Here is a 26,886-nt window from a genome sequence, read left to right on the forward strand (position 1 = left end):
ATGCGGCTTTACGAGACGTCCGACCTCAATGCCGTGGGATATTTGGCCAATATCTCGCGCGAGCGAATGTGTGGCAATGTCGCGTGGTACGTCCGAAATCAGCACATCAACTATACCAACGTCTGCAACAAGCTGTGCCGGTTTTGCTCCTTTTATGTAAAACCAAAAGACGAGCGGGGTTATGTATTATCCCCTGAAGATATTCAAAAGCGCGTATTGCAATACATCGACCTGCCCATTTCTGAAATTCACATGGTCGCGGGCATCAATCCCAAACTTCCCTATTCGTATTATCTCGATATTGTGCGCGCCGTCAAAGACGTGCGTCCCGATGTGGCGGTAAAAGCATTTACCGCAATCGAATGGGTACAGATTGCGCGCATTGCAAAAAAGCCATTGAAAGATGTCATGACCGAATTAAAAGCAGCCGGCGTATCGTCCATTCCCGGCGGGGGTGCAGAAGTATTCAGCGATCGCGTACAGGAAGATTTATTCTGGACCAAAGCGGATTCCGAAGAATGGCTCGAAGTCGCGCGCACAGCGCATGAAGTCGGCCTACCCACCAATGCGACAATGCTATATGGACATATCGAAAACCCGCAAGAACGCATCGATCATCTCGTGCGATTGCGCGAATTACAGGACGAAACCAGCGGTTTTTTGACGTATATCCCCCTGTCGTTTCATCCCGAACGCACAGAATTAGAGCATTTGCCCGGCCCGACAGGCATCGCGGATTTAAGAGAAATTGCCGTGGGACGATTGATGCTGGACAATTTCCGGCACATCAAAACATTCTGGATTATGAACACCATTGAAATTTCACAGGTAGCTTTGTGGTACGGTGCAGACGATATCGACGGCACAATTCAGGAATACGAAATTACGCGCCGTTCATATTCAGAGACGCGACAGGTACTCACGCGCAAGCAACTGGTCGAGCGCGTTATAGAATCCGGACGCGACCCCGTCGAGCGGGATAATCTATACAATGTTTTATCGAGCGAGCGAGAAATTTTAGAAGAAACCCCCATCGGAATACCCGGTGAAATACCCGTGATTTCGTGAACTTCCCCATCCAAATGGAAAACGACATGATCGACGACATTATTGAAAAAGTATATAACGACGAGCGCATTTCCACAGATGACGCCATGCGCTTGTTTGCCCATCCCAATATAACCGAATTGGGCTTGTTGGCCGATGTGGTGCGGCGGCGCAAATGGCCCAAAGGCCAGGTGACTTATAATATCGGGCGAAATATCAATTACACGAACGTGTGCTGGGTAAGATGCGATTTCTGTGCATTTTATCGCCCGCCGGGATCCGACGAAGGCTATACATTGCCCAGAGAGCAGATCTTTGAAAAAATTGACGACCTCATTGCCGTTGGCGGCGACGTGCCAAAAGGCAGCGAAATTCTGATGCAAGGGGGCCTGAACCCAAAACTGCGCGTAGATTATTACGAAGACCTCTTTTCCTCAATACGCAATCGCTACCCACAAATCCATCAGCATTGTTTATCTGCCACAGAAATCATTTATATCGCGCATATCTCGCGTATGTCACTCGAAAAATGCATTCGCCGCTTGCGCGATGCCGGTCTGGATTCTATCCCGGGAGCTGGTGCGGAAATTTTGTCGGACGAAGTGCGCGACATCATCGGCTTTCGCAAAGACCGCGTCCACGAATGGCTTGCGGTGCACCGCATTGCACACGAATTGGACATGCACACATCGGCGACCATGATGTATGGACATGTCGAGACCATTGAACAGCGAATAGAACACCTGGAACACATCCGCAATTTGCAGGATGAGACAGGCGGATTCACAGCATTTATCGCGTGGAATTTTCAACCCGATTACACCGCCCTTGCCAACGACCAGGGGCGATGGAATGGCGTGAAAGCGACCGGATTTGACTATTTGCGAACCATCTCCATCGCGCGCCTGTTTTTGGACAATATCAAAAGTTTTCAAGCATCGTGGGTAACGCAAGGAGCCAAGGTCGCGCAGGTCAGCTTAAAATACGGCGTAAATGATTTTGGCAGCACAATGATGGAAGAAAACGTAGTCAGTGCAGCGGGCACGAGCCATACGGATACCATGACACTTCAAGAGATGCAACGGCTCATTCGGGATGCGGGATACGAGCCTGTAAGGCGAAATACACGGTACGAGATTTTGAATTAGGGGTACGTAGCAATGCGTGTGCGTTTGGGCGTAGTGTCATACTTAAACTCGCGGCCACTGGTTGAAGTGCTGCGCACGGGTGCGATTGATCGCGATTTTGAACTGATCTACGGCGTGCCTTCGCGATGCGCCGAACGGCTGCACACGGGCGAAACCGATGTGGCATTGATCCCCGCTGTAGAAATTGGACGCGGACGTGATGCCTATCGGATTGTGCCCAATATCGGCATTATTTCAAACGGTCCTGTTGGCAGCGTATTTATCGTACTGAACAAAGAACCCGAAGAAATTCGAACACTCGCTCTGGACCGCGGATCGCGCACATCAGTCGTACTGGCGCAGATTGTACTGGCGCGGCAATTTGGCTGCCAGCCAGAAGTGTTTTTTCATCCCCCAGATATAGACGCAATGCTCAAACGCGCCGATGCCGCCCTGTTGATTGGCGATCCCGCGCTGGCATTGTCCCGCAAACGCTATAGAATCCTGGACCTGGGCGAAATTTGGACGCAGATGACCGGGTTGCCTTTCGTCTATGCCTGCTGGACCGGACGCCCCGATGCATTGACGCCATATCACATTGACAAACTGATCGAAGCCAAAGAAAAGAGCAAGTCGCTCATCCCAAACATCGCAAAGGACTATGCAGCTGAAACCCGCACCCTATCGCCCGCATTTTATTCTGAATATCTCACCAGAAATATCCTCTACAATTTGGATGATGCAGAATTGGAAGGCTTGAGGCGATTCTATGCTTATGGTGTAGAACTGGGATTGATGGACGCCGTTCCAGATATCCGCTTTTATATTTAAATCCCAAAAAACTCGGCCTATTGCCGAGTTTTTATTTTTTCGAAAACCGGAGAACTTTTGATGGCAGAAAATAATAAACACAAACCGATTCGCGTAGGCGTCGTCGGCGTGGGACGCGGGCGATCATTTATGCGGGCGGCAGCACCAACGGGGATGGAACTCGTAGCAATTTGCGATACCTGGGAAGAGCGACTAAGACCCGAAGGCAAAGCACTCGGCGTATCGACCTACGTAGATTACCAGGCATTTTTAGAACACGATATGGACGCCGTGGTACTCGCCAATTATTTTCACGAACACGCGCCCTTTGCCATCGAAGCACTGAACGCCGGAAAACACGTCATGAGCGAAACCGCAGCCTGCCATACATTGGGCGAAGGCGTCGCACTTGCGCGGGCGGTAGAGCGCAGTGGTAAAATTTATATGTTTGCCGAAAACTACCCCTACACGGCGTACAATCAAGAAATGAGGCGGCTCTACCAGAAAGGACACGTGGGAGAATTTAAATACGGAGAAGGCGAGTACGTGCATCCCGATCCACCGGAAGTAAAATTGGGGCGCAGTTGCGGGCGCAATCACTGGCGCAACTGGATTCCCTCGACCTATTATTGCACGCATTCGATTGCCCCCGTAATGTACATCACGGACACGCGCCCCGTAAAAGTAAACGGATTTGTCATACCCTACGATTTTGGCGACCTGACCAAAACCCTGCACATGAACCGCGCGGATACAGCGGGTGTGATCATCTGCAGGATGGACAATGACGCCGTCATGAAATCCCTGCACGGCGCGTTGCGCGGGCACGGCAATTACGTCAGAATCCACGGCAACAAGGGCGTGATGGAAAACTGTCGAAACGGCGATAAATATCGGCTGCGCGTGTGGAGAGAACCGTGGGAAAAGCCAAAAGGAGAACCAGTGGAAACCGTTTACAGACCGGACTTCCCCGTACATCACGACCGCGCAACACAGGCCGGGCATGGCGGTGGCGACTTCTTCACGAGTTACCATTTCGCCGAAGCAATTCGCACGGGCGAGCAACCCTACCTCGATGTATATCGCGGCATCGACATGAGCATCGCCGGCATTCAAGCGTGGCGATCAGCGCTCAGCGATTCAGCACCGATGGAAGTACCCGATTTTCGCGATGAATCCATAAGAAAGAAATACGAGCGCGATGATTGGTCACCCGATCCCACGCGCAAAAAACCGGGACAACCACCGAGCAGTATTCTGGGAGAAATCGAACCGTCCGATGGCGCCAAAGCACTGGCAAAAAAAGTTTGGGCAAGCCGAGGATACTTTGGAGAGTGAGGATTTAGCCATGATTGAAATAGCACAAGTAGCACTGGCGATTTACGGCATATTGTTAATTGTGGGGGGCGTCGTAGGAAAGATGAAATCCGGGAGTTCTGCATCCCTATTCGCAGGCGCAATCTGCGGTATTGCCGCACTCGTTGGATACTGGCAAAGCCTGAGCGATCCCGCCGTCGGATTTTTGACCGGCGGACTGGTCGGATTATTGCTCACGGGCATTTTTATGAGCCGATTTGTCCGCACGCGAAAATTTATGCCCGCGGGATTGGTGCTGCTGCTCAGTCTTCTGGTAGGTATTTTGACAATGATGGCGAGACAGGAATATTTGCTCAATCAAGATAAACCAGTGGAAGAACTGACAAAAAAGGGCCAGGAACAATGTCCCTGGCCCAACGTCTGAAGGGTCACACCTGAAAATCAGGCGTTCACCTCCGAGTTAAAATGTTTCACATTAACCTCCTTTCGATATGCGCAACTCCGCTTCCGGAAGGCGTTTTGCGCGGTGGATGCCAATATATCAGCAAACCGCACCAACCCGTTGGTCCGGTTACATAAACACCAGCATGGATGCAGTTTTATCGCGTCCTTTGCAACCAAAACGCCTGAGCGTCGTGCCCAGGCGTTTTTTAATTTGTGATGGCAATGCCGTGTTTGCGGCAGAGCTTGCGAAGTTTTTTCACAGCACCGCCCACGGATTTTCCGTTTCTCGTAATACCGAACAAGTGTTGGCTGACCACCCGGCGTGAAATACCCATAATCTCGGAGATCTCCCGCTGGGTCTTGCCGTATTTGAAATACAAAACAGCAGCTTCAAATTGTCTTTGCGTAAGCGATTGATTTAAGAGCGTATCGATCTGTGGGATGAGACGTCTAATCCGATCTTCATATTTATAGCGCAAATTCTGGTCTTCGGGCGACTCGTACCACAGGCCAACATCATCCGGCATCATTTCCAGGTCTGATTGATCTAATTGAACTTCCCAAAAATCAGGATTATACATATGTCCGTTCGTCTCCTCCAGGGAATGAATATGTCGGGCGAAAAACCACCATACATACCAGACCCGCAGCTCCGGAGGGACGATAAAACTGCGACGGACAGATAGTGAATGACCGAAGCAGCTACCTCACCGGAGGCGAACCGGGTATGTTATTTGTCGTAAATGCGAAAATTAAAGCCTCCATGTTGCCTCCTTTCAAATAAACATACATAAACGATCACCCGTAAAACTGCGGGAATCTCGCTGCATTGTCAAGACATACCTCTTCGCCCTTACACCGGCATGGATGCACTTTTGGGTGCTCTATCAAAAAGATTTTTTCTTTCTCAATTCATCCCACCAATCCATAAGCGCGCGAATATGCTTTTCATAGCCGCGATCTGTGGGATGATAATAGGTGCGGTCTCTCAAATTATCGGGAAAATACACCTGATCAATATAGCCATCCGGATCGTCATGTGCATATTGATACCCCTTGCCGTAATCGAGATCTTTCATAAGCTTTGTCGGCGCATTGCGAATATGCAGGGGCACGGGCAAATTGGGATGTTTCTCAACATCGGAAAGCGCGCTATTATACGCGGCATAAACGGCATTGCTCTTAGGGGCTGTAGCGAGATAAACCGTCGCCTGAGCAATGGATAGATCGCCCTCGGGACTGCCCAGAAAATCGTACGCCTCGCGGGCATTGAGGGCAACTTGCAAAGCGCGCGGATCAGCAGCACCCACATCTTCAGAAGCAAAGCGAATCATACGCCTCAAAATATAATGTGGATGCTCACCCGACGTCATCATGCGAGCGAGCCAATACAGCGAGGCATGTGGATCGCTGCCGCGAAGGCTCTTGTGAAAAGCCGAAATAATATTGTAGTGATCTTCCCCTGTCTTATCGTAAAGATGAGCCTTGCGACCGAGAATCTCCCGCACCATTTCTGGCGTGGGATCGCAACCCGTAGTCTCAACAGCCGCAGCAACCGTCTCAAGCGCGTTGAGAGACCGGCGGGCATCGCCCTCCGCAGTTTCGGCAATGAGATCCAAAGCCTGGTCATCAATCTGCAAATCGGGGAAACCGTGTTCCGAATCGGCAATTGCGCGGTCCAGCACCTGGCGAATATGGGACGTATCGAGCAAATTGAGCACAAAAACGCGAGTGCGTGAAAGCAGGGCGGAATTGACCTCAAAAGAGGGATTTTCAGTAGTAGCACCAATAAGCGTAATAACACCATTCTCCACATGCGGCAGAAAAGCATCTTGCTGCGCCTTGTTAAAACGGTGAATCTCATCCACAAAAAAGATGGTACGCCTGCCCAGGCGTCGTTCCTCTCGCGCCCGCGCAATAATCTCCCGCGCCTCTTTGATCCCCGCGGTAACCGCGCTAAAAGACACAAACCGACTCTGCGTCGTACCCGCAATAACCCGAGCCAGCGTTGTCTTGCCCGAACCCGGTGGTCCCCAAAAAATCATAGACGGCAAGCGGTCACTCTCGATAAGCACCCGAAGGGGCGCACCCGGTCCAACGAGATGATCCTGCCCCACAATATCGTCCAGCACCTGGGGACGCAGGCGTTCGGCCAGAGGCGCGTCTGCCATCTCCTGTTCGGTTTGCGATATGGGTCTTAAAAAAAGGTCTTCATTCATAGCTCTCACCTCTCGTCAAAATATACTCAGATTCCCATACTTTCGCCAATACTCGGAAAAGTGCTTGTAGATGCGATTGAATTCGCTATTTTGAAATCCATTCTTCCATCCCAATCATGAAAGGACCTTATGATAGAAAAACACGACCTGACAGAGGAACAAATTCGCAGATATTACGGCTGGGCAGAAATCGATCCAGACCGCGCGGTTATCGCCGGAGAAACGGGCACATGGCGCATTGTATATCACGCGGGCAAATACGGGATAGACGACGGCGGCGTAATCAAAATCGCGTGGCGCGACGTAAGCGACTGGCAGCGACCGCAATTTGACGACCCCGCTGCGCCTGATTATGCATCGGTCTCGACCACGGGACCGGCGACCTTAAAAGCCGTATTTGACAGACAGCGCTATATTCGCCCCTGGCGGTATTGCGTGACCATCGATGTATTCGACGACTCATTGTCAGAAGGCGACACCATAACACTAATATTGGGTGATACATCTGGTGGAAGTCCGGGCAGCCGCGCACAAACCTTTTGCAAAGATGCATTTGAATTTCGCGTATCGGTTGACTGGTGCGGCACATGGGTATATACAGAAGTGCCATCGCCAAAAGTGCCCATCGTAAGCGGTGCGCCCAATAACCTCGTCGCACTGGGATCTTCTGAAACAACGCCGGGAGAAACCACCTGGATCGGAGTAAAAGCCGAAGACATCTGGGGCAATCCCTGTGCGGAATACAGAGGCACGGTAAAAATCGACGCCGATGGCCTGGACGGATTACCCGAAACTTATGTATTTCAGCCAGAACATCGCGGCGTCATGCGATTTGAAAATGTGACAGCCCCCACAACGGGCATTTATCGCGCACGGATCCGGGATAAAAACAATGGCTTTGAAGCAGAATGTAATCCACTAATATGCATTGAAACGCGCAAAGATGCGCAACCCTTTTGGGGGGATCTACACGGACAAAGCGAAGAAACAGTGGGAACCAATCCGGTCTCATCCTACTTTCGTTTTGCACGCGAAAAAGCGTGGCTGGATTTTGCGGGACATCAGGGAAATGACTTTCAGATTACAGAAGCAATCTGGAATGAAATCAAACACCAGGCAAATACACAGAATACTGCGGGCAAATTCGCGGCCTTTGTCGGTTGGGAATGGTCGGGCAACACACCTTCAGGCGGCGATCACAACGTCTATTATCCCGGTGACGATGGACCATTGCACCGCTCCAGCCATGTCTTGATCGAAGACAAATCAGATATAGAAACAGATTGTCAGCACATAACCGACCTCTACCGCGCCCTCAAGGGAAAAGACGCGCTACTAATCCCCCATGTGGGCGGGCGCTATGCCAACCTGACCTGGCACGATCCAAACCTGGAGACCGTAGTCGAGGTTTTATCTGAATGGGGAGAATTTGAATGGTTCTTAAAAGAAGCCCTTGAAAAAGGCTATCGCATCGGATTCACCTGTGGCAGTGACGACCACAAAGGCCGCCCGGGTGCCGCACATCCGGGCAGTGGCGCATTCGGCATTTACGGCGGAATCACATGCGTATATGCAAAAGAATTGACGCGAGAAAGCATCTGGGAAGCGATAAAAACAAGGCGGTGTTACGGCACCAGTGGACAGCGCATCCTCATAGACGTCACCGTGGGTGGACAGCCCATGGGATCGGACCTCGCAACGAACACACCACCTGAAATCGCCGTCAGTGTTTGGGGCACAGCGCCAATAGAAAAAGTGGATATCTTCAGAGGCACGGAAATCATTTATACACATCCCCAGACCATTCCCCGACATAAAACAGACATACGCATTGCGTGGTCCGGACAGCGCATCCGTGCGCGCAACCGACTCGTGCGCTGGGATGGCGAAGTAACAATAGACAAAGGGCGAATCGCAGACGCCAGAGGCTTTGCCTTTGACTCGGCATCCGAAGGCATTCAATCTGCCAGCGATCAATCAGTAACCTGGACATCGGTGACAACCGGCGATGCAGACGGCATCATTTTAACCCTGGACGCCCCGCCCGATGCAACAATCAAATTTGGAACACCCGTCTTGTCGCAAGCGTTAAAACTTACAGAAATCGCACAAGGACCAGTTGTAATCGATGCAGGTGGTATTGATATGCAGGTCGTATTTGAACAAATGCCCACAGGCATTGGACGAGACATCGCATTTACCCATACCGAAAACCAGTTGCATCCCGGCTGTCACCCCTATTGGGTGCGCGTAACGCAAATCGATGGCGGGAAGGCATGGGTGAGTCCGGTGTATGTGAAGTGTGAAGTGTGAAGTTAAAAAAAGGAAACAGAACATGAACGAATATGCAGTCACATTCACCGAACGCGAAACCGCAAAATTACTACCAGTTGAAATCGATACAGACGCGATCGGTGCAAACGAAGTCGCGGGTCATACCCTTGCAACCCTCATCAGTGCGGGCACGGAATTGAACAGCGGGTATCTCGGCAACAATTTTCCCAGACAATCGGGGTACGCAGCGGCATTCAAAGTTGAAAAAGTGGGGGAAAATGTCGCGGACATATCGCCGGGCGACTTCGCCTTCTGCCCGGGCAATCACGCATCCTACCAGCGAAAACCAGCCTCGCAGGTCATTCGCCTGCCCGACAACCTCACACCTGAAATAGCTGTATTTGCCCGCATGATGGGCGTCTCAATGACCACCCTCACAACCACCTCGGCGCGACCACCCGCCAAAATTCTCATCACTGGGCTCGGCCTCGTTGGCCATCTCGCGGCCAAAAACTTTCAAGCCTGTGGCTACGAAGTCTATGCCTGTGACCCGGTCACATCGCGGCGGCAAATTGCCTCGGAGACGGGGATCCACAATGTACTGGATGCCGTGCCATCGGAAAATACCGAACTCTCGGGCCAATTCCACCTCGCCCTTGAATGCTCGGGGCACGAACAGGCCCTGCTCGATGCAGCAGGCGCCGTGAGAAAACGCGCCGAAGTCGTTTGCATCGCCTCCCCCTGGCGTCGATACACGGACCTGCTCATACACGACCTGCATCGCCTCATCTTCTTTAATTACGTCGCCATACGCAGCGGCTGGGAATGGGAACTGCCGCGCCAGCCAGAAGACTTTCGCACCAACAGCGTCTTTGAAAACTTTGCCGGTGCCCTCAAATGGTTGGCCGAGGGCCGCGTCAATGTCGATGGCATCTACACAAAGTACGACCCCGAAAGGTGTCAGCAGGCATATCAGGACCTTTTGCACAAAAAAACCGAACGCCTCGCAGTCGTCTTTGACTGGGCGACTTGAGATCCGCAGTTAGACACAACCTTAAAAATAGGGAGATGACAACCGACTCAACTCCGAGTTTGTGTTTCACAGTTTCACTCTTAGAGCCGGGGGAACTCTTACAAGGAGGGTTGTCATGTCGAGATGTATTCGCAGTATCGTCGCCGTCTCACTCGCCGCAGGCGTGATATTGAGCTGTGGTAGCGAGCGCGTGACCCAGTCGCAGGTAGCAGATGAGCAGGTCGGACAGCCATTGAGTAAACTGGCTGCGACCGGGCACATGGCTCAGGCTGTAGTAATGGCTACGTTGCGACAGGATGACGCGCCCGTAAGCAATGCCACAATCGAGCTTTCGCGTTCTATTGCGGGTCAGGTTCCGGATTACGCATGGTCTGGGATCACCGATGACAATGGCCAGGCGCGCGTGGAGATTATGTCACAAAATGTGACGGGTTATTACCAGGCACGCGCCATGAAGGACGGGAACACAATCGGTTCCTGGTCGAGCATACCAATTAACGGAGGCTATGAAGTGACGCTCGACTTGCCTATTGGTGGAAAAGCACAGGTGATGGGTTCATCAGCAATAGACGCACCGGCACCACCAACCCAATTTACCGTGCGTATTGAGAATATTTCCCCCCCCGTATTTGCTTATATAGCGAGCGGAGTTTTTGCCGTACCATTGGGCGCAGATAGCCCCGGCCCCCTCCCGCCGGGTCAGTCTTATGGGTTTTCATTTGAAGCACCACCGGGGGCCAAAGTGTCCTTTGCCACGATGTTTGTACAGTCCAACGATTTGTTCTATGCTCCCGATGAAGACGGCATCGCGCTCTGGGATGATGCGGGCAATAGAACATCCGGCGATGTGACGGATCAGGTGATGTTATGGGATTCGGGCACAGAAGTGAATCAACCCATCGGCACGGGAGCAGATCAGGCCCCGCGTCAAAGTGGTGCAAACACGGGCGCGGCTGACGAAGATAACACCGTGCGCATCGCCATGGGCGACGACATTCCCGCGGTTGACAGCGTTATTCGCGTGACAATCACGCCGTCAGAAGATTCTGCTACGGGTTTTGGCGTGCAGATTGAGAATGTGTGGAGCGGAGAACTCCCGCAACTACTGGCCCCGGGTGTATTTGTTGTACATATAGGTTCTGCATTTCTGTTTTCATCGGGTTTCCCCGATACGGGCGAGGGCCTCGAAGCACTCGCTGAAGACGGCGACCCCAGTGGCCTGGCAGAGACTGTGAGTGCAAACACAGGTGTGGTTGGGATACTGGCCCCGGGCGTATTTGCCTTACATCAGGAGGCTGGCGTATTGTTCACATCGGGTTCGCCTGATCGGGGCGAGGGCCTCGAAGCACTCGCTGAAGATGGCAACCCCAGTGGCCTGGCTGGCGTACTGGCAGGGAATGATCGCGTATCAGCCAGCGGCGTATTTGCCGTACCCGAAGGTGGAGATGATCCCGGGCCTTTGCTCCCTGGCGGTGCGTATGTCTTTAGCTTCAGCGCGTCAGCAGGCGCACGCCTGTCCTTTGCCACGATGTTTGTCTTCTCCAATGATCTGTTCTTTGCCCCCGACGAGGAAGGTATTCCCCTCTTTGGAGAGGACGGATCGGCAATAATGGGCGATATTACGTCAATGATCCAATTGTGGTATGCCGGTACAGAGATCAACCAGCCCCTCGGCGTTGGTCTCGACCAGGCGCCACGTCAGTCTGGCCCCAACACAGGTGCGCCAGATCCGGACAACACCGTGCGCATTGCCAATGGCGACCACATCCCCGCGGTCAATAGCATAATCCGCGTGACGATCATGCCGGGCAATTAACCCAAACCATGCAGCAAACATATCAAAGGGCGAGTCTTCGGACTCGCCCTTTTTGCGTGCATCAGATGTGCATACGCAACATCGGACGGCCGAATGAAACGGGCATGTACTCCCCGGTATTCTGACGCTTTGTACCTGGAATCATAAAATGGATGGCAAAGGCCCTGCGCTGGCGATCTGTGTGATTGGGCGGTGTGTAATGCAGGGTTTGGCAATGGTGAAACATAACACCACCGGCGGGCAACTCGATAATTTCGGCTCTGGATATCTCCACCTGATCTTCGAGATCAAACAGCGCATCGGTTTGAGATGAACGCTCATGAGTAAATGGCCGAAGATGAGAGCCGGGAATAACGTGCATAGCTCCGTTCTCGACATCGGCATCGTCCAGAGTGAGCCAGCATGAGACGAGATTCGCCGGCCTGCATTGCCAGTACCCATTGTCTTGGTGCCAGAAAACCGCATCTCCATTGTGTGCGGGCTTGAAGAGCGCCTGATCGTGGAAAAGTTGAATATTGGGACCGATGAGCGACTCGGCAATATCGAGTATGGGATCGTAGTAGATCAGTTCCCGGTAGTGCAGATTGCGCTCACACATTTGCATAATTTGTAGCATTTGTGTGGGCGCGTCATTTTTTTCACTGAGATCGTCGGTATTGCTAATGGCGAGATTGCGAAAGCGATTATCCTTCCGCGCGGCTGCAAATTCGCGGTCGTATTCTCGGCGCAATATCTCAATGTGTTCATCCTCGAGAAGTTTGCCAATCGAGAGATAGCCGTTCTGGTGAAAAAATTCGACTTGCTCCGGAGATAATGCAGACATAGTGTGCTCCTGATCAAAGACTAATCCAACAATTCCTCTGTATAAGCAAATAACGCGGGCGTCCCTCCCGTATGCACCATCACCACCGTCTCATCTTTGCCAATCTCGCCCTGGTTCACCATATCGATCAAACCCGCCAGCGTCTTACCCGTATAAATCGGCTCCAGCAAAATCCCCTCTGTTTGTGCCAATAGCCGTATCGCGTCATTGCCCTCGGGAGAACAATACCCATACCCCTCCTCACCGACATACCGATCCACATTTTCAATTATAGATTCATCAAACGCGACATCCACATCCAGAATCTCCGCCATTTTTCTCAATATAACCAAAAATGCGTCTTTGAGATCATAGGACCACAAAATGGGCCTCACACCCACAATCCGCATATCCAGACCCAAAGCGGTCTTCCCAAAAATCAAACCCGGCTGTGTACAACTGCCCGAACACACAACAACAGTTGTAGGCGTTTCACCTATCGCATCGAACTGATCCATCATCTCTGCCATACACAGCGCGTAACCCATTGCGCCAAACGGGCGATTGGCCGGTTGCATCACCACAAAAGGCTTTCGTCCTTTGCGCTCAAATTTTTCTATCAGTGCCTGCTTGGCATCGTCCAACAACTCCTGCGTTTCAACATCGATCAGATCGACATAAGCACCCAATAAATTATCCAACAGCAAATTGCCCTGCGTACTGCCGCTCTTGTGGTCCTTCACCAAAACCAGCGCACAATCCACCCCTATCTTTGCCGCTGCCGCTGCCAACTGCCGACTGTGATTGGACTGAGACCCCGCACCTCCGATAAGCACATCTGCACCGCGAACCAGACCCTGTGCAATCGTAAACTCCAACTGCCGCGTCTTATTGCCGCCAAATGCCAGACCCGTACAATCATCGCGTTTAATATAAATTTTTGGACCACCAACCGCTTCAGTCAACCGTTCACAAAATTCGAGCGGCGTGGGCAAATGCCCCAGAGACACACGCGGCACCTTGCCAATGCGCGCTCTCAGTTCGTCACGGGAAATAACAGCCATTATAGACCTCCTCAGTCAGAATCAGGATGTGCAGGATGAAAGGATGATCAGGATAAAAGCAAATGCATCCACAGATAAACGCAGATGAAAGGCAAAAGCAGCGGATGATCGTACGTCTATGGAAACGAATATACACGCATGAAGCAAGCGAAAATGCCATTGACTTTTCTCAAGATAGCGAATTATTTGTTAAGGGCAGTGCATACCGAATTTTTACGAGGAGAAAACGACCATGCAAGCGACAGAAAAACCCAAACGGATGCAAATTGGCAGCGAAAATTATAAATTAAGCCAGAAAAATGAAATACTGATAAAAACTGCAAATTGGTTGATCGAAAAAGGACATTTGACACCTTCAGACTGTCCTTTAAAAGTAAGCCCCCAAGCAAAGAATTACTTAATCAATAGCACACCAATACATTCAACAGGTAAAAAATTTAGTAGAAAGAAAAAACTAAAAAATAGTCTCTATATTGAAAGTCATAGCAAGCGTGCTGAAAGATATGCCAAAAGACTGCTCGAAAAATACGGATACGATCCAGTAATACTACAAATAAAGTGGTAACATTCCGAAGTTTGGGGGCCATCCTGAAATCTTAAAAATTAGAGGATTAATAATGCGGGCATTGAGCGATTGTATAAAAGAGATCAGAAATGATCACAGTATTGCTACATGGAACGAAGCGCAAGCCAGAGAATGGATCATTCTTCCTATCTTGGATTTGCTCGGTTGGGGACGTCGTGAGATCATACCTGAATATAAAGTTGTCCCTGGAAAAATTGATTCTGACAAAGTTGATTACGCCTTGCAGATCAATGGCGACGATAAGGTGTTTATTGAAGCCAAGAGACCACAGGAAAACTTAGAAAATCATCAAGAACAACTCCTTGGTTATTCCTTTAAAAAAGGCATTAAGTTAGCAATTCTGACAAATGGAATTGAGTGGTGGTTCTATCTTCCCTTAAAAGAAGGCGATTGGGATGATCGCAAATTTTATACCTTTGATATTTTGGAACAAGAGATAGAGGATATCATTGACAAATTTGGCCGTTTTCTTTCTCGTGAAAATGTTGTGTCTGGTGAGGCAGTTCAACAGGCAGAGTCCATTCTGAAGAACCGCCAAAAAGAGAAAGCTATAAGAGAAAGCCTACCTGAAGCGTGGAATAGCGTCATTAAAGAGCCTCATGAATTACTGGTAGAGATATTGATAGAAACAGTGGAGGAAGTTTGTGATTTTAAGCCAGAAAATAGCGAAGTTTTGCGGTTTATTCGTTCTAAACAGGAAAACTGGCTCCTCTCCTCTGAATCGGAACAAAAAGTTCCAACAACAAATCGCCCTAACACCAAAACCTCATGTCAAACCAAGAACCAGACCGAAAAATCCAAATGGATGCAAATAGACGGTGATAATTATGATTTAAGATATAAATATGAAATTCTTGTAAATACTGCGAATTGGTTGATCGACAAAGGAGATTTGAAACCGTCGGACTGTCCTATAAAAAAAGTCCAAGGCAAAAGTGATTTAATCAATAAGACAGGTAATAACCTTGAGGATGCTCGGAAATTAAAAAACGGTCTCTATATTGATACACATGGAATAATTAAAAAAACTGTTATTCCCTATGCCAAAAGATTGCTTAAAAAATACGGATACGATCCAGAAATACTGCAAATAGATTACTGAAATCCTGAAGTTTGAAGGCTACCGTCCGCACAGCGCGCGAGTCCGTCTCGCACCGAATATTCTTAATGGCATCCAACTCTGAAGGCCACTACTTGGCTTACTGCCACAAAAACGGTTTGCGCTGTGCAAGCCCCTCGGCGTTTGAGAGCGGCCTTTTTTGCCTACTTTTTGTGGCTGCTGACAAAAAGTAGGTCGCCGAAGGCATAAAAATTAAAATAGAATGGAAATACCTCCCAAACGAACCGAAGGCAAAAAACAATAATCCATCCCCAAACGAACAAAATCGTCCTAACGCAATAAGAGGCTCCCCATGAAAATACTCATCACCGGCATCACAGGGCGCATAGGCGGCAATTTGGCGGCGCAACTCGTTGAACAGGGGCATCAAGTTCGCGGGCTTGTATGGCCTAAAGACCCGCGCGTAGAAAAATTTGAGGGCATCGACCTCGAACTCATTGAAGGCAGCCTCACCGAATACGAAGACGTGGAAAAAGTCACCGATGGCGTCGATATCATCTATCACCTCGGCGCGGCCTTTCAGGGAGGCGGTCCATTTAAGGACAACGACTACTTTGAAATCAACCTGCGCGGCACATTCCATATGCTCAAAGCCGCAACCCAACAGGACAACCTCAAGCAATTCATCTTTGCCAGCACAGACGCACTCTACGCCAAATATCCCCCTGAAGGAATGGACAAACCCATCCGAGAAGACGCAATGCCCAGAGAACCGAGCGGTTGGTACGCCCTATCCAAATCCGTCGGAGAAGAAATGTGCTACGGATACTGGCGCACCCACCAACTGCCCATCACCATCTTGCGTTTTTGCCTCGTCGTCGGAGCGGGTGAAATCCTCGACTTCCGCCAATTTTACCTGAGCAAACTCAAAGGGCTTCCCGAACTCAAAGCCCTCTGGCGCGGCGAAGAACGCCTCCTCCTGCTCAAAGACATGAAAGGTCGCTCCTACAAAAAACACATTGCCGACGTACGCGACATAGTACACGGCTGCATCTGTGCCTTAAACAAAACACAAGCCGCCGGACACGCCATTCAACTCGGCGGACCGCGACCATTCACATGGGCCGAAGCCATCCCGTACTTGTCCCAACGCCTGAACATACCCTACCAGGAAGCCATCATACACGGCGCGCCTACACATTACGAATTCGACCTGACCAAAGCGCGCGACCTGATCGGCTTTAATCCGCAATACGACATCATTCGCATGATCGAAGATGCCATCGCCTATCGAGAGGGAAAAACCATCAACGTCTTGCCCACTGAATAGGATCAGGATGGCAGAAGGAAGCACATGTCTCAACCCAACATACTCATGATCATATCAGACCAGATGACGCCCTTTCTCACGGGTGCTTATGGCCATCCCGTCGTCCAAACGCCTGCACTAAACGCACTGGCAGAAAACGGCATTCGCTTTGATGCGGCCTATACCCCCTTCCCGCTCTGTTCACCTGCACGCGCCTGCTTCATGACGGGGAACAACGCCGCAAAAATCGGGGCGTATGACAACGGTGCTGAACTCCGTTCGGACATCCCCACATTTGCCCACCATCTCACCCGCACCGGATATGACACCGTCCTATCTGGCAAAATGCACTTCATAGGTGCGGACCAACTCCACGGCTTCAGCCGCCGCCTCACCACAGATATCTACCCGGAAGATTTCCGGTGGGTCAAACCCGAATGGATACACATCAAAGAAACCAAAGGGGAAAATTACCGGGCCATCATGGAACAGAGAGGCAGGTATAACGCCGCAAATTACGACGGGCACAAGATCCGAATCGACACATGGCACGGTCCTCTTAGCTACGACGAAGAAACGCACTTCCGATCACTGGAATACCTCCACGCCATCGGCGCACAGAAAAATCCCAAACCCTTCCTCCTGTGCGCGTCTTATCACCACCCCCACGAACCCTTTTGGCCGCCCCAATCCTATTGGGACATGTACGAAAATGCGGACATCGAAATCCCCACCTTACCAGACAACCTGGACGACACATACTCCATGATGGACAAATGGCTCAACGCCTATCACGGCACGCGCAAACACGACCTGCGCGACCCGGACGCCCTCTACAAACTCCGCCGCGCCTATTACGGACTCGTCACATACATGGACGACAAAGTCGGGGAACTCCTCGCCTCGCTAAAAGAAAATGGCCTGGACGACAACACCATCGTCATCTTCTTTTCCGATCACGGCGACATGCTCTGCGAAAAAGAAATGGTCCAAAAACGAACCTTCTACGACTGGTCCAGCCGCGTACCCTTCTTTATCCGCTTTCCAGACCATTACAAAGCCGGCAGCACAATCGACCAGCCCGTCTCGCTCATTGACCTGTTGCCCACCTTATGCGACATGGCGGGATTGGAAGACCACTACCCCTGCGACGGCTCCAGCCTGATACCCCTCATTGAAGGCGCAGAAACAGAAGACCGAGAAATTATTGTTGAAGCCCACGAAGCAGTCGGCGCCCCCTGCGTCATGATTCGCAAAAACAATTACAAATACAACCACATCCACGGACACGAACCACAGCTTTTTGACCTCGACGCCGACCCGGGCGAATGGAATAATCTCAGCGGTCAGCCAGACCATGCGGAAATCGAAACCCATCTTCGCACGCGCATCCTCGACAACTATGACCTCGACGCCATAGCCGAAGCCAATTTAGACAGCCTGTATCGCAGACAACTCATCCACGAGGCAATGCAAGCCAACGGCACATCCTGGGCGTACAATCCGAGCTTTGACCCAACCAAAAACGCACAAGCGCAATATCTTCCATAACGAACAGGAGCAACCAATGTCCAATAACACACCATTCATCGTCGATAAAAACCTCGGCGTCAACATGACCGTCGAACCAGAAGACCTCACGCAAACCAACGCCGATGGAGAAGCCGTCATCGCGCCGACGCAAGAGGAAAAATACCTCTTTGATGCGCGCGGCTGGTTGCTCTTTCCGGGCGTCCTTTCCGATGACGACATACGCGACATGCGCGAATTTGCACTACAGGTCAAACACAACCCGCAATCGCTGCCCGAACACGAACAATCCTACCTCGCAGGTCCCTTGCAAAAACTCGCCGACCACCCCATAGTCGTCGGCTTTATGAACGAATTTGTCGCACATCCCCATCTCGCCAGCCCCGATGGATATGGCTTTCGCATGGAAGCATCGGGCATTCGATTTCGCTCAACGCGCACTGGCGAAGTCGGCGGCTTTCGCCCGCACAATGGCAACGGCCTGTTTCGCTTTGCAATCGACTCGCACCACTATCAGTGCATCCCCGGCAAAGCGTATAGCGGTCTAACCCGCGTGGTCTGGGAACTCGCCCCTGTAAAAAAAGGCAAAGGCGGAACACTGGTCGTCAGCGGCAGCCACAAAGCAGTTTATGCCGCGCCAGAATCCATTCACGACCCAAACTCACCCATCTGGGACACCTACGAATGCCCGGCTGGCTCACTGCTTTTCTTCACCGAAGCCATCACCCACAGCGCCACACCCTGGACAGATGACACAACCGACCGCGTTGCCATCTTCAACCTCTACAACACCATCGGCGCCAAATGGAGTAACTGGCATCCACACCCGGACCTGCTCGCCTCCATGCCACCCAAACGCCAGAGCCTGTTTCGAGACGTGCGCTGTGCAGCCAATCGCATTGGCGGCAACGGACGCTACCACGGTGGAAATCTCAGTGAGATGAAAAAATAACAGGTCATTAAAACAAAAAATTCTGGAGACTCTTATGCCAAACCTATCTAATCGCCCCAACATCCTCTTCTTTTTTCCCGACCAACTTCGCTTTGATTGGATCGGCAGCAATCCCGACATTGCCGTACGCACGCCCAATCTGGATCGCCTGCAAAAAAATGGAGTAACATTCTCCAAAACCGTCTGTCCCGCACCTGTATGCGCGCCCAGTCGCGCCTGTGTTGCAGCCGGCACAGAATACGACAACTGTCCCGTCAAAGGAAACAGCGACGACTATCCCACAGACCGCGCCACTGTTTACAGCATGCTCCGCGACAGCGGATACCACACACTGGGATGCGGAAAATTCGACCTCAACAAAGGCACCTGCACATCCAACCTCCCGGCCTGGGGACTGGATGGCAAACGCCATTTGAACGAATGGGGATTCTCGGACGGCATCAACAACGAAGGCAAAATAGACGGCGCCAACAGCGGGCGCGAAAAACCGCAAGGACCCTATTTGCAATACCTCGAAGAGCGCGGCCTGCGCCAGATACACCTCAATGACTTTGCCAACCGCAAAGGCCAGCGCAGTACCTTTCCCACGCCACTGCCCGATGACGCCTATTGCGACAACTGGATCGGGCAAAACGGCCGGGACCTCATCCAATCAGTCCCCGAGGGCAAACCCTGGTTCATACAGGTCAATTTCAACGGCCCCCACCTGCCCCTGGACATCACGGAAAGCATGGCAAAACTCTACGAAAACGTCGATTTCCCACAGCCGAACCGCAACGACCAACTCACGCCCGATGAACTCCTCAGAGCCAGGCGAAACTACTCCGCCATGGTCGAAAATATCGACCATCAGGTTGGTCTCTACTTAGACCTGCTCGAAGAACGGGGCGAATTGGACAATACCCTCATCGTCTTTTCCTCGGATCACGGTGAAATGCTCGGCGACCACAACTCCTGGGGCAAGGGCAAACCCCTGCACCCCTCGGCCAGCGTGCCCCTCGTCATATCGGGACCCGGTGTACAGCAGGGCATAACCCATGACCTGCCCACAACCAACCTGGACCTCACTGCCACCTTCCTCGACTACGCGGGCCTGGGCATTCCCGACGACATGGACAGCCGATCCCTCCGCAATCTCCTCGAAGGCACAACCAGTACGCATCGAGACATCGTCCTATCCGGTCTGGGCAACTGGCGCATGGCTTATGACGGCCGCTACAAATACATCGAAGGATTTGGCGACACATCCATGCTCTTTGACCTGGACACCGACCCACTCGAAAACAACGACATCATCGACAACCCGGGCGTCTCAGCGCATATTGAACGGCTGAAAGCAGAGTTGATACAATGACCAACCATCGCCCCAACATCCTCTTTTTCTGCTCTGATCAGCACCAGACCGCTGCATCGGGGTGTTATGGTCACGCAGAAGTACAAACCCCGAATATCGACCGCATTGCCGCATCTGGCATTCGCTTTAACAGAGCCTACTGCCAATCTCCCGTCTGTGTACCCGCGCGCGGCTCAATCATCACCTCGCAATACCCCCACACCCACGGCGCGCGCATCTTACAAGACGCACTATCCCCCAACACGCACACCATTGCCCATCACTTTGCCGAACACGGCTATCAAACCGGGGCAATAGGCAAAATGCACTTTGTGGATGAAACGCAAAAACACGGATTTGATTACCGCCTGGAAATGGGAAACTTTAGAAAAACACTCACAGATGAAGAATGGCGGGAACTCCAGCGGGACCAGGGCGGCGGAGGTGGCACATCGGGACGACCGTCCAAATTATCAGCGCGGTATTTTCAAGACACGTATTACGCCGACGAAACCGTGCGGTATCTGCGCGAAAAAAGGGACCCCAACAAACCCTTTATCCTCTGGTCATCCTACTTCATGCCGCACACGCCCCTCGTCCCCATGCAGCAATACTTCGACCTCTACAATCCCGAAACCCTCACCCTGCCCGAACGCAGTGACAACGCGCTGGAAACCGGCTTTGAAGGCCACCTCATGCGCGCCAAACAGCGGGGGTGGTACGCGCAAACAGACGAAGAACTCGGCCGCGCACTCGCCGGATACTACGGCAACATCAGCCAGATGGACGCGTGCATCGGCAAAGTACTCGACACACTCTACGACCTCGGCCTCGACCAGAACACCATCATCGTCTATACCTCAGACCACGGCGAAATGGCCGGCGCACATCGCATGTGGACCAAACACAACATGTATGAACAATCGGTCTGCGTACCACTCATCATCCGCCTGCCCGGAGACATGCAGGCCAACACCTCGCACAACCACCTCGTCGAACATGTGGACCTCTACCCCACACTCGCCGAATTGTGCAACTTGCCCATTCCCCAAAATATCCACGGACGCAGTTTTGCCCCTCTGTTTGACAACCGAACCTACCAGCCGCGCGAATATGCCTACTCCGAATACGATTTTTGTCACAGTGTCTTCACGCGAGACAATCGGTATGTGGGCAACCCGCCAATCCTCATGGTTCGCACAGATCGCTGGAAACTCAATTATCTGAGTTGGGCACGCTCTGAACTCTTTGATCTCGAAAACGACCCGAATGAATTTCGCAACGTCATTGACGACCCCGCAAATGTTAGTATCGCGCGCGAACTCACCGACATTGCGAAACGGAGGTATGAAAACTGACCGCAACGGAATAACCAACCAATGATATAAGGAGCACATCATGCCTACTTTTCAAACACCCGACGGCACAAAAGTCAGAATGAGCGGAAAAGAACTCGTATTTGGAGAAACCATCTTCTCGCCGAGGGAATCCAACGACATCCTCACAGACACGGAAGCATTGAGACAGCGAATGGAAGAAGACGGGTATCTCATCATCCGCAACTTCCACAACCGCGAAGACATCATGAAAGCGCGAAAAGAAGTTGTCGATCACATGGAAAGCCAGGACCTGCTCGCCGAAGGATCGACACTTGAAGATGCCATCATCGGCGATAGAAAACGCTCCATGCGCTTCAAAGACAGCCTGGTCAAAACATGGCCCGGCTTTCTCAACATCGTCGATGGCAAAAACACAATGGACTTCTTCGGTCGCTTTTTGGGTGGTCCCGCCCTCTCGCTCGATCACAAATGGCTGCGCGCCGTCAGAACGGGTGGCAATGCGGGAATGCACTGCGACATCGTATATATGGGCGCGGGCACCAACAATCTCTATACCATGTGGACAGCTCTGGGCGACATCTCACTCGACATGGGACCACTCGCCCTCTGCCTGGGATCGCACAAACTCGAACATCTTCGCAATACCTACGGCGCATCGGATGCACACGACGACTTGATCCAGGGCGCATTCTCCAACGACCCCTACGATGTCATAGAAACCCTCGGCACCACATGGGCAGCCACGCCATTTCAGGCAGGCGATGTCGTCATCTTCGGCATGTACTTCATGCACGCCTCTCTCGAAAACACCACCAACCGCTTTCGCATCAGCAGCGACACGCGCTACCAACTCGCCACAGAAGCCACGGACCAGCGACACATGGGCAAAGACCCCGACGTAATACCCAAAGCAGATCTGTCCGAACGCAAGTCCATCGAAGAATACCGCGCGGAATGGGGCCTGGCGAAGGAGACCGCTTGAAATGTCAGGCATCACACAGTACAAACCCGACAAAGCTTATGAAGGCTACACCCTATTTTCAGAAACCTTTGCGGAACCAAACTGGGAAGTCGGCAAAGAAGCCGTGGTGTACCTCATCGACATGAACGGAGAACCCGCCCACACATGGCACCTCACGCAACACACCGTCCAGTCCCACTGCCGATTGCTGCCCAACGGCCATCTTCTGGTACCCACCCACGACCGCTCGGGCGTCACGCAGTGCAGCAACGTCGGCATTTTTGAATACGATCCCGACAGCACACTCGTCTGGCGCGTGCGCTGCCGCACCGACCACGACTATCAGGTGCGCGACAATGGGAATCTGCTCATCCACACGCTCAACGAAACCATGTGCCCGCCCCTGGGACCTGAACTCAAACGCCACCCGTATATGATTGAGATTACGCGAGACAAAGAATTGGTCTGGGAGTGGAAAGGCGAAGAGCATCTGGAGGACCTCGAAGCCTGTCTATCCCCCGAAGCATGGCAACACGTTCTGGATCGCGCCACCGGACGATTTGCCTTTGACTGGGCGCACAACAACACGCTCCAACTCATTCCACCTCATAAAAACGAGGGTGACGCGCGCTTCAAACCCGGCAACATCTTCTTCTCCTACCGCAGCAACGACGTCATCGGCGTGATTGACTACGACACTGGCGACATTGTCTGGGCATGGGGACCCGGCATCATCGACGGGCAGCACAAACCCCACATACTCGCAAACGGCAATGTACTGATCTTCGACAACGGCACCCTGCGCGGATATTCTCGCGTAATTGAACTCAATCCCCTTACCGAAACCATCGAATGGGAATACGTCGCAGACCCCAAAGAAGCGTTCTTCAGCGCGGCCATTTCCGGTGCCCAGCGCCTGCCCAATGGCAACACCCTGATATGCGAAGGCGGTAAGACCCGACTTTTTGAAGTCGCGCCAGATGGGGAAATCGTCTGGGAATTTATCAACCCCTATCGCCACGAAAACGGGCGCCCCGTCATCTATCGCTGCTTGAGATATTCACCCGAATACGCAGCCCCTCTTCTGTTCTGAAAGGAGTTTTTATACCTATGTCTTCTCCCAACGTAGTCTTTGTAATTACCGATGATCAGGGCTATGGCGACCTTGGATGCCACGGCAATGACATCATCCAGACGCCCAACCTCGACAAGCTTTATACCGAAAGCGTGCGATTTACCAATTACCACGTCGGTCCCACCTGCGCGCCCACCCGGGCGGGCATTATGACGGGACGCTATTGCAACTGCACGGGCGTGTGGCACACCATTGCGGGACGCTCGCTATTGCGCAAAGACGAAACCACCATCGCAGACTTTTTCAAAGCAGCGGGATATCGCACCGGCATGTTTGGCAAATGGCACCTGGGCGACAACTATCCATTTCACCCGCACAATCGGGGCTTTGACACGGTCGTTTACCACGGCGGCGGCGGCGTACACCAGACTCCTGACTACTGGGGCAATACCTATTTCAACGACACGTACTTCCGCAATGGCGTACCCGAAAAATTCAGAGGCTACTGCACGGACATCTGGTTTGACGAAGCCAAAAAATTTATCGAAGACTGTGGCGACACGCCCTTCTTCTGCTACATCCCCACCAACGCGCCGCACGGTCCTTTCAACATAGCCGATCACTACCGCGAACTCTACAACGGCGATGGCTTGCCCGGCCAGCGTGACCGCTTTTACGGCATGATCACCAACATCGACGAAAACGTCGGCCTCATGCGCGGCTTCCTCCGCGAAAAGGAATTGGAAGAAAACACCATCTTCATCTTCATGACCGACAATGGCACAGCCAATGGCTGCAACCTCGACGGCAATGCCTATGTCACAGATGGTTTCAACGATGGCATGCGCGGCAAAAAAGGCTCGGAATACGAAGGCGGGCATCGCGTCCCCTTCTTCTTTCACTGGCCCGCGGGTGGATACACCAGCGGACGGGACATCGACACCCTCATTGCCAACATCGACTTCTTGCCCACCCTTTGCGACCTCTGTGACGTCCCCATCTCCGACGAAGCCCGCGAACGCATCAACGGCACCAGCGTCAAACCCCTCCTCGAAGGCACGGACAACTGGCCCGACCGCACACTGGTCACAGACTCTCAGCGGGTGGAAAACCCCATCAAATGGCGCAAATGCGCGACCATGACACAGCGCTGGCGGCTCATCAACGGCGAAGAACTCTACGACATGGATAGCGATCCCGGACAACGCCACAATGTCGCCGAGCAGCATCCCGATGTCGTCGCAGAACTGCGCCAGCACTACGAAGACTGGTGGGCACTTGTCTCCGAACGCTTTGGCGAAGACGTGCCCATCATCGTCGGCTCTGAAAGCGAACCCGTCTCTGTGATCACAACCCACGACTGGCACAACGAAAACAGCGAATCGGCCTGGAATCAGGCTTCGATTCGCCGCGGAATGGAATGCAATGGTCGCTGGGCAATTGACGTGGCCGAAGCGGGTGACTACACCTTTGAACTGCGCCGATGGCCCCGCGAAGAAGACCGCGCCATCACCGAAGGCATCCCAGGTAAACTCACACCCTACTACGGTGGCAACGCTATTCCCGTCAGCACCGCCCGCATCAAAGTCGCAGGGAAAGAACAATCGCAATCCATCGGCTCCGAAGACAAAGGCATCGCCTTCACCTACACCCTCCAGGCTGGTGAAACGAGCCTCGAAACCGAACTCACCGATGGGAATGGCATCTCGTTGGGGGCGTATTATGTGTATGTGGAAAAAGCGACCACCGATGAACACTGATGAACACGGATGGGGCGGCAAGTGCAAACAGCAAAGAGAGGGGCTGGGGACTGGGGTTGGAGACTGGTGGGTTGGGTGGACGTCTCACCTATAAGAGAAACACAATGGGCAAAAGATTGTTACTCATCTTCGCGCTTTTCTTCGCGAGTGTCCCTTCCTGGAGTGCGGAATCTCAGCCCGACTCTCTCTCATCGGACCGCCGCGTGCGCGGTGCGGTATTGCGGTCCATCGCACTGCCGGGATGGGGACAATTTTACAATGGCAAGCGCGTAAAGGGCAGCGTGATTGCGACCGCAGAGGTAGCTTCGGCCATCGCATGGGTGGTGCGTCGCAAACAGATCAAGGATCAGGGGACTCAGGAACGGAACCTGTACCTCTTTTCGACCATTGGAATCGTGCTCTACAGCGTGGGAGATGCTTATGTCGATGCCCATCTCAGTCGGGTAGATTGGGCTGAAGTGGAGGCGGGTATCGATGAAAATGGCGCGGCAAAATTTCGACAAAAGTTTAAGTTTTGATGTCGCTTTAACGCGGAGGGTACATCAATCAACAGCATATTCAACGGCTTTGGGATTCTTCACGCGCAAAGAAGCATCCAAAACTTCGAGCCCAACGATATTTCCATCCTTATCATAATCCAGGATTAGACCCGGTTTTTCTTCATCACTTTCCTCAATCGGCGTATCCATAAAAATGATACGCAACACGTCGACTTCAGAATCGTAGTTCACTTTCATGTTGGCCTCCAGTATTTCGCAATTTTGCTCGTGAGATAAACCGTAACGACAACACATGGATCTTTATCATCAGCAACAATGACACGCACCAGATATTTCTTACCTTTCAGATCTCTTAAGGATTGATATGCTTTCTTTTCTCCTCGAACAGGGACAATTTGCCCCGGGTTTTCCATAATATCACGAACCCAGGCTTCTGGAATCCCTCTTCGCAACATTTCACGTCGCGCCTGTGCTGAGATATTGAACATCATAATGCAAAATTACACCTGTTTTTTTATTGTCATACA

Annotated in this window: 25 protein-coding genes; 19 read left to right on the forward strand and 6 right to left on the reverse strand. The window is 52.0% G+C overall.

The annotated features are described in order from the left end of the window. The 5 genes from OXG87_03355 to OXG87_03375 all read left to right on the forward strand — a co-directional run. The coding region (locus tag OXG87_03355) for a CofH family radical SAM protein (GenBank protein ID MCY3868567.1) at window positions 1-1,068 on the forward strand (1,068 nt) is incomplete at its 5' end. A 26-nt stretch (window positions 1,069-1,094) separates the two neighbouring features. Continuing rightward, window positions 1,095-2,195: a dehypoxanthine futalosine cyclase gene (gene mqnC / locus OXG87_03360; GenBank protein MCY3868568.1), complete on the forward strand. Its 1,101-nt coding sequence runs from the start codon at window positions 1,095-1,097 to the stop codon at window positions 2,193-2,195. Between the two features lie 12 nt (window positions 2,196-2,207). After that, window positions 2,208-3,005: a menaquinone biosynthesis protein gene (locus OXG87_03365; GenBank protein ID MCY3868569.1), complete on the forward strand. Its 798-nt coding sequence runs from the start codon at window positions 2,208-2,210 to the stop codon at window positions 3,003-3,005. Window positions 3,006-3,065: 60 nt separating this feature from the next. Then, window positions 3,066-4,322: a Gfo/Idh/MocA family oxidoreductase gene (locus tag OXG87_03370; GenBank protein MCY3868570.1), complete on the forward strand. Its 1,257-nt coding sequence runs from the start codon at window positions 3,066-3,068 to the stop codon at window positions 4,320-4,322. Window positions 4,323-4,332: 10 nt separating this feature from the next. Beyond that, on the forward strand, window positions 4,333-4,725 hold the full coding sequence (locus tag OXG87_03375; GenBank protein ID MCY3868571.1) for a TMEM14 family protein: 393 nt from the start codon (window positions 4,333-4,335) through the stop codon (window positions 4,723-4,725). Window positions 4,726-4,951: 226 nt separating this feature from the next. Here OXG87_03375 and OXG87_03380 read toward each other — a convergent pair whose 3' ends face one another. After that, entirely contained in the window at window positions 4,952-5,326 is a 375-nt protein-coding gene (locus OXG87_03380) for a hypothetical protein (protein ID MCY3868572.1), read from the reverse strand. Window positions 5,327-5,632: 306 nt separating this feature from the next. Further along, window positions 5,633-6,964, reverse strand: a complete 1,332-nt coding sequence (locus tag OXG87_03385; GenBank protein MCY3868573.1) for a replication-associated recombination protein A — start codon at window positions 6,962-6,964, stop codon at window positions 5,633-5,635. Window positions 6,965-7,093: 129 nt separating this feature from the next. Between OXG87_03385 and OXG87_03390 the strand changes: the two genes are divergently transcribed. The 3 genes from OXG87_03390 to OXG87_03400 all read left to right on the forward strand — a co-directional run bounded on the left by OXG87_03390 (window position 7,094) and on the right by OXG87_03400 (window position 12,087). Continuing rightward, complete coding sequence (locus OXG87_03390; GenBank protein ID MCY3868574.1) at window positions 7,094-9,277, forward strand: DUF3604 domain-containing protein; 2,184 nt, start codon at window positions 7,094-7,096, stop codon at window positions 9,275-9,277. Between the two features lie 22 nt (window positions 9,278-9,299). Further along, the gene (locus OXG87_03395) at window positions 9,300-10,271 is read left to right on the forward strand and encodes a zinc-binding dehydrogenase (GenBank protein MCY3868575.1); all 972 of its coding nucleotides are present in this window, start codon (window positions 9,300-9,302) and stop codon (window positions 10,269-10,271) included. Between the two features lie 115 nt (window positions 10,272-10,386). Beyond that, window positions 10,387-12,087 (forward strand): spondin domain-containing protein, encoded by a 1,701-nt coding sequence (locus OXG87_03400; GenBank protein MCY3868576.1) that lies wholly within the window; start codon window positions 10,387-10,389, stop codon window positions 12,085-12,087. A gap of 61 nt (window positions 12,088-12,148) precedes the next feature. Here the strand turns inward: OXG87_03400 and OXG87_03405 are convergent, their stop codons facing one another. Both OXG87_03405 and OXG87_03410 read right to left on the reverse strand, forming a co-directional pair. Continuing rightward, the gene (locus OXG87_03405) at window positions 12,149-12,910 is read right to left on the reverse strand and encodes a phytanoyl-CoA dioxygenase family protein (GenBank protein ID MCY3868577.1); all 762 of its coding nucleotides are present in this window, start codon (window positions 12,908-12,910) and stop codon (window positions 12,149-12,151) included. Between the two features lie 20 nt (window positions 12,911-12,930). Beyond that, a complete protein-coding gene (locus OXG87_03410; protein MCY3868578.1) occupies window positions 12,931-13,953 on the reverse strand; it encodes a pyridoxal-phosphate dependent enzyme in 1,023 nt (340 codons plus the stop codon). 232 nt (window positions 13,954-14,185) lie between these two features. On the opposite strand from OXG87_03410, the gene OXG87_03415 reads away from it, so the two are divergent. The 11 genes from OXG87_03415 to OXG87_03465 all read left to right on the forward strand — a co-directional run bounded on the left by OXG87_03415 (window position 14,186) and on the right by OXG87_03465 (window position 26,377). Beyond that, a complete protein-coding gene (locus OXG87_03415; GenBank protein MCY3868579.1) occupies window positions 14,186-14,518 on the forward strand; it encodes a hypothetical protein in 333 nt (110 codons plus the stop codon). 52 nt (window positions 14,519-14,570) lie between these two features. Continuing rightward, window positions 14,571-15,641 carry a type I restriction enzyme HsdR N-terminal domain-containing protein gene (locus OXG87_03420; GenBank protein ID MCY3868580.1) on the forward strand — a complete coding sequence of 357 codons (1,071 nt, stop codon included), beginning with the start codon at window positions 14,571-14,573 and terminating at the stop codon, window positions 15,639-15,641. A 310-nt stretch (window positions 15,642-15,951) separates the two neighbouring features. Then, entirely contained in the window at window positions 15,952-16,929 is a 978-nt protein-coding gene (locus tag OXG87_03425; GenBank protein ID MCY3868581.1) for an NAD(P)-dependent oxidoreductase, read from the forward strand. Window positions 16,930-16,953: 24 nt separating this feature from the next. Next, window positions 16,954-18,459: a choline-sulfatase gene (gene betC, locus OXG87_03430; GenBank protein ID MCY3868582.1), complete on the forward strand. Its 1,506-nt coding sequence runs from the start codon at window positions 16,954-16,956 to the stop codon at window positions 18,457-18,459. Between the two features lie 16 nt (window positions 18,460-18,475). After that, a complete protein-coding gene (locus OXG87_03435) occupies window positions 18,476-19,390 on the forward strand; it encodes a hypothetical protein (protein MCY3868583.1) in 915 nt (304 codons plus the stop codon). A 34-nt stretch (window positions 19,391-19,424) separates the two neighbouring features. After that, the gene (locus OXG87_03440; GenBank protein MCY3868584.1) at window positions 19,425-20,744 is read left to right on the forward strand and encodes a sulfatase-like hydrolase/transferase; all 1,320 of its coding nucleotides are present in this window, start codon (window positions 19,425-19,427) and stop codon (window positions 20,742-20,744) included. Beyond that, window positions 20,741-22,081, forward strand: a complete 1,341-nt coding sequence (locus tag OXG87_03445) for a sulfatase-like hydrolase/transferase (protein MCY3868585.1) — start codon at window positions 20,741-20,743, stop codon at window positions 22,079-22,081. Before OXG87_03440 ends, OXG87_03445 begins: the two co-directional genes overlap by 4 nt. A 40-nt stretch (window positions 22,082-22,121) precedes the next feature. Continuing rightward, window positions 22,122-23,045: a phytanoyl-CoA dioxygenase family protein gene (locus tag OXG87_03450; protein MCY3868586.1), complete on the forward strand. Its 924-nt coding sequence runs from the start codon at window positions 22,122-22,124 to the stop codon at window positions 23,043-23,045. 1 nt (window position 23,046) lies between these two features. Further along, on the forward strand, window positions 23,047-24,117 hold the full coding sequence (locus OXG87_03455) for an aryl-sulfate sulfotransferase (GenBank protein MCY3868587.1): 1,071 nt from the start codon (window positions 23,047-23,049) through the stop codon (window positions 24,115-24,117). A gap of 17 nt (window positions 24,118-24,134) precedes the next feature. Then, a complete protein-coding gene (locus tag OXG87_03460; protein ID MCY3868588.1) occupies window positions 24,135-25,859 on the forward strand; it encodes an arylsulfatase in 1,725 nt (574 codons plus the stop codon). Then, window positions 25,859-26,377: a hypothetical protein gene (locus OXG87_03465; protein MCY3868589.1), complete on the forward strand. Its 519-nt coding sequence runs from the start codon at window positions 25,859-25,861 to the stop codon at window positions 26,375-26,377. The genes OXG87_03460 and OXG87_03465 overlap by 1 nt, the downstream gene beginning before the upstream one ends. Window positions 26,378-26,401: 24 nt before the next feature. Here the strand turns inward: OXG87_03465 and OXG87_03470 are convergent, their stop codons facing one another. Both OXG87_03470 and OXG87_03475 read right to left on the reverse strand, forming a co-directional pair. Next, window positions 26,402-26,596 carry a DUF2283 domain-containing protein gene (locus OXG87_03470; GenBank protein MCY3868590.1) on the reverse strand — a complete coding sequence of 65 codons (195 nt, stop codon included), beginning with the start codon at window positions 26,594-26,596 and terminating at the stop codon, window positions 26,402-26,404. Further along, the gene (locus OXG87_03475; GenBank protein ID MCY3868591.1) at window positions 26,593-26,850 is read right to left on the reverse strand and encodes a DUF4258 domain-containing protein; all 258 of its coding nucleotides are present in this window, start codon (window positions 26,848-26,850) and stop codon (window positions 26,593-26,595) included. Before OXG87_03475 ends, OXG87_03470 begins: the two co-directional genes overlap by 4 nt. Window positions 26,851-26,886 lie beyond the last annotated feature (36 nt).

Source organism: Gemmatimonadota bacterium, from assembly GCA_026706845.1.
In the GTDB taxonomy this organism is placed as follows: Bacteria; Latescibacterota; UBA2968; order UBA2968; family UBA2968; genus VXRD01.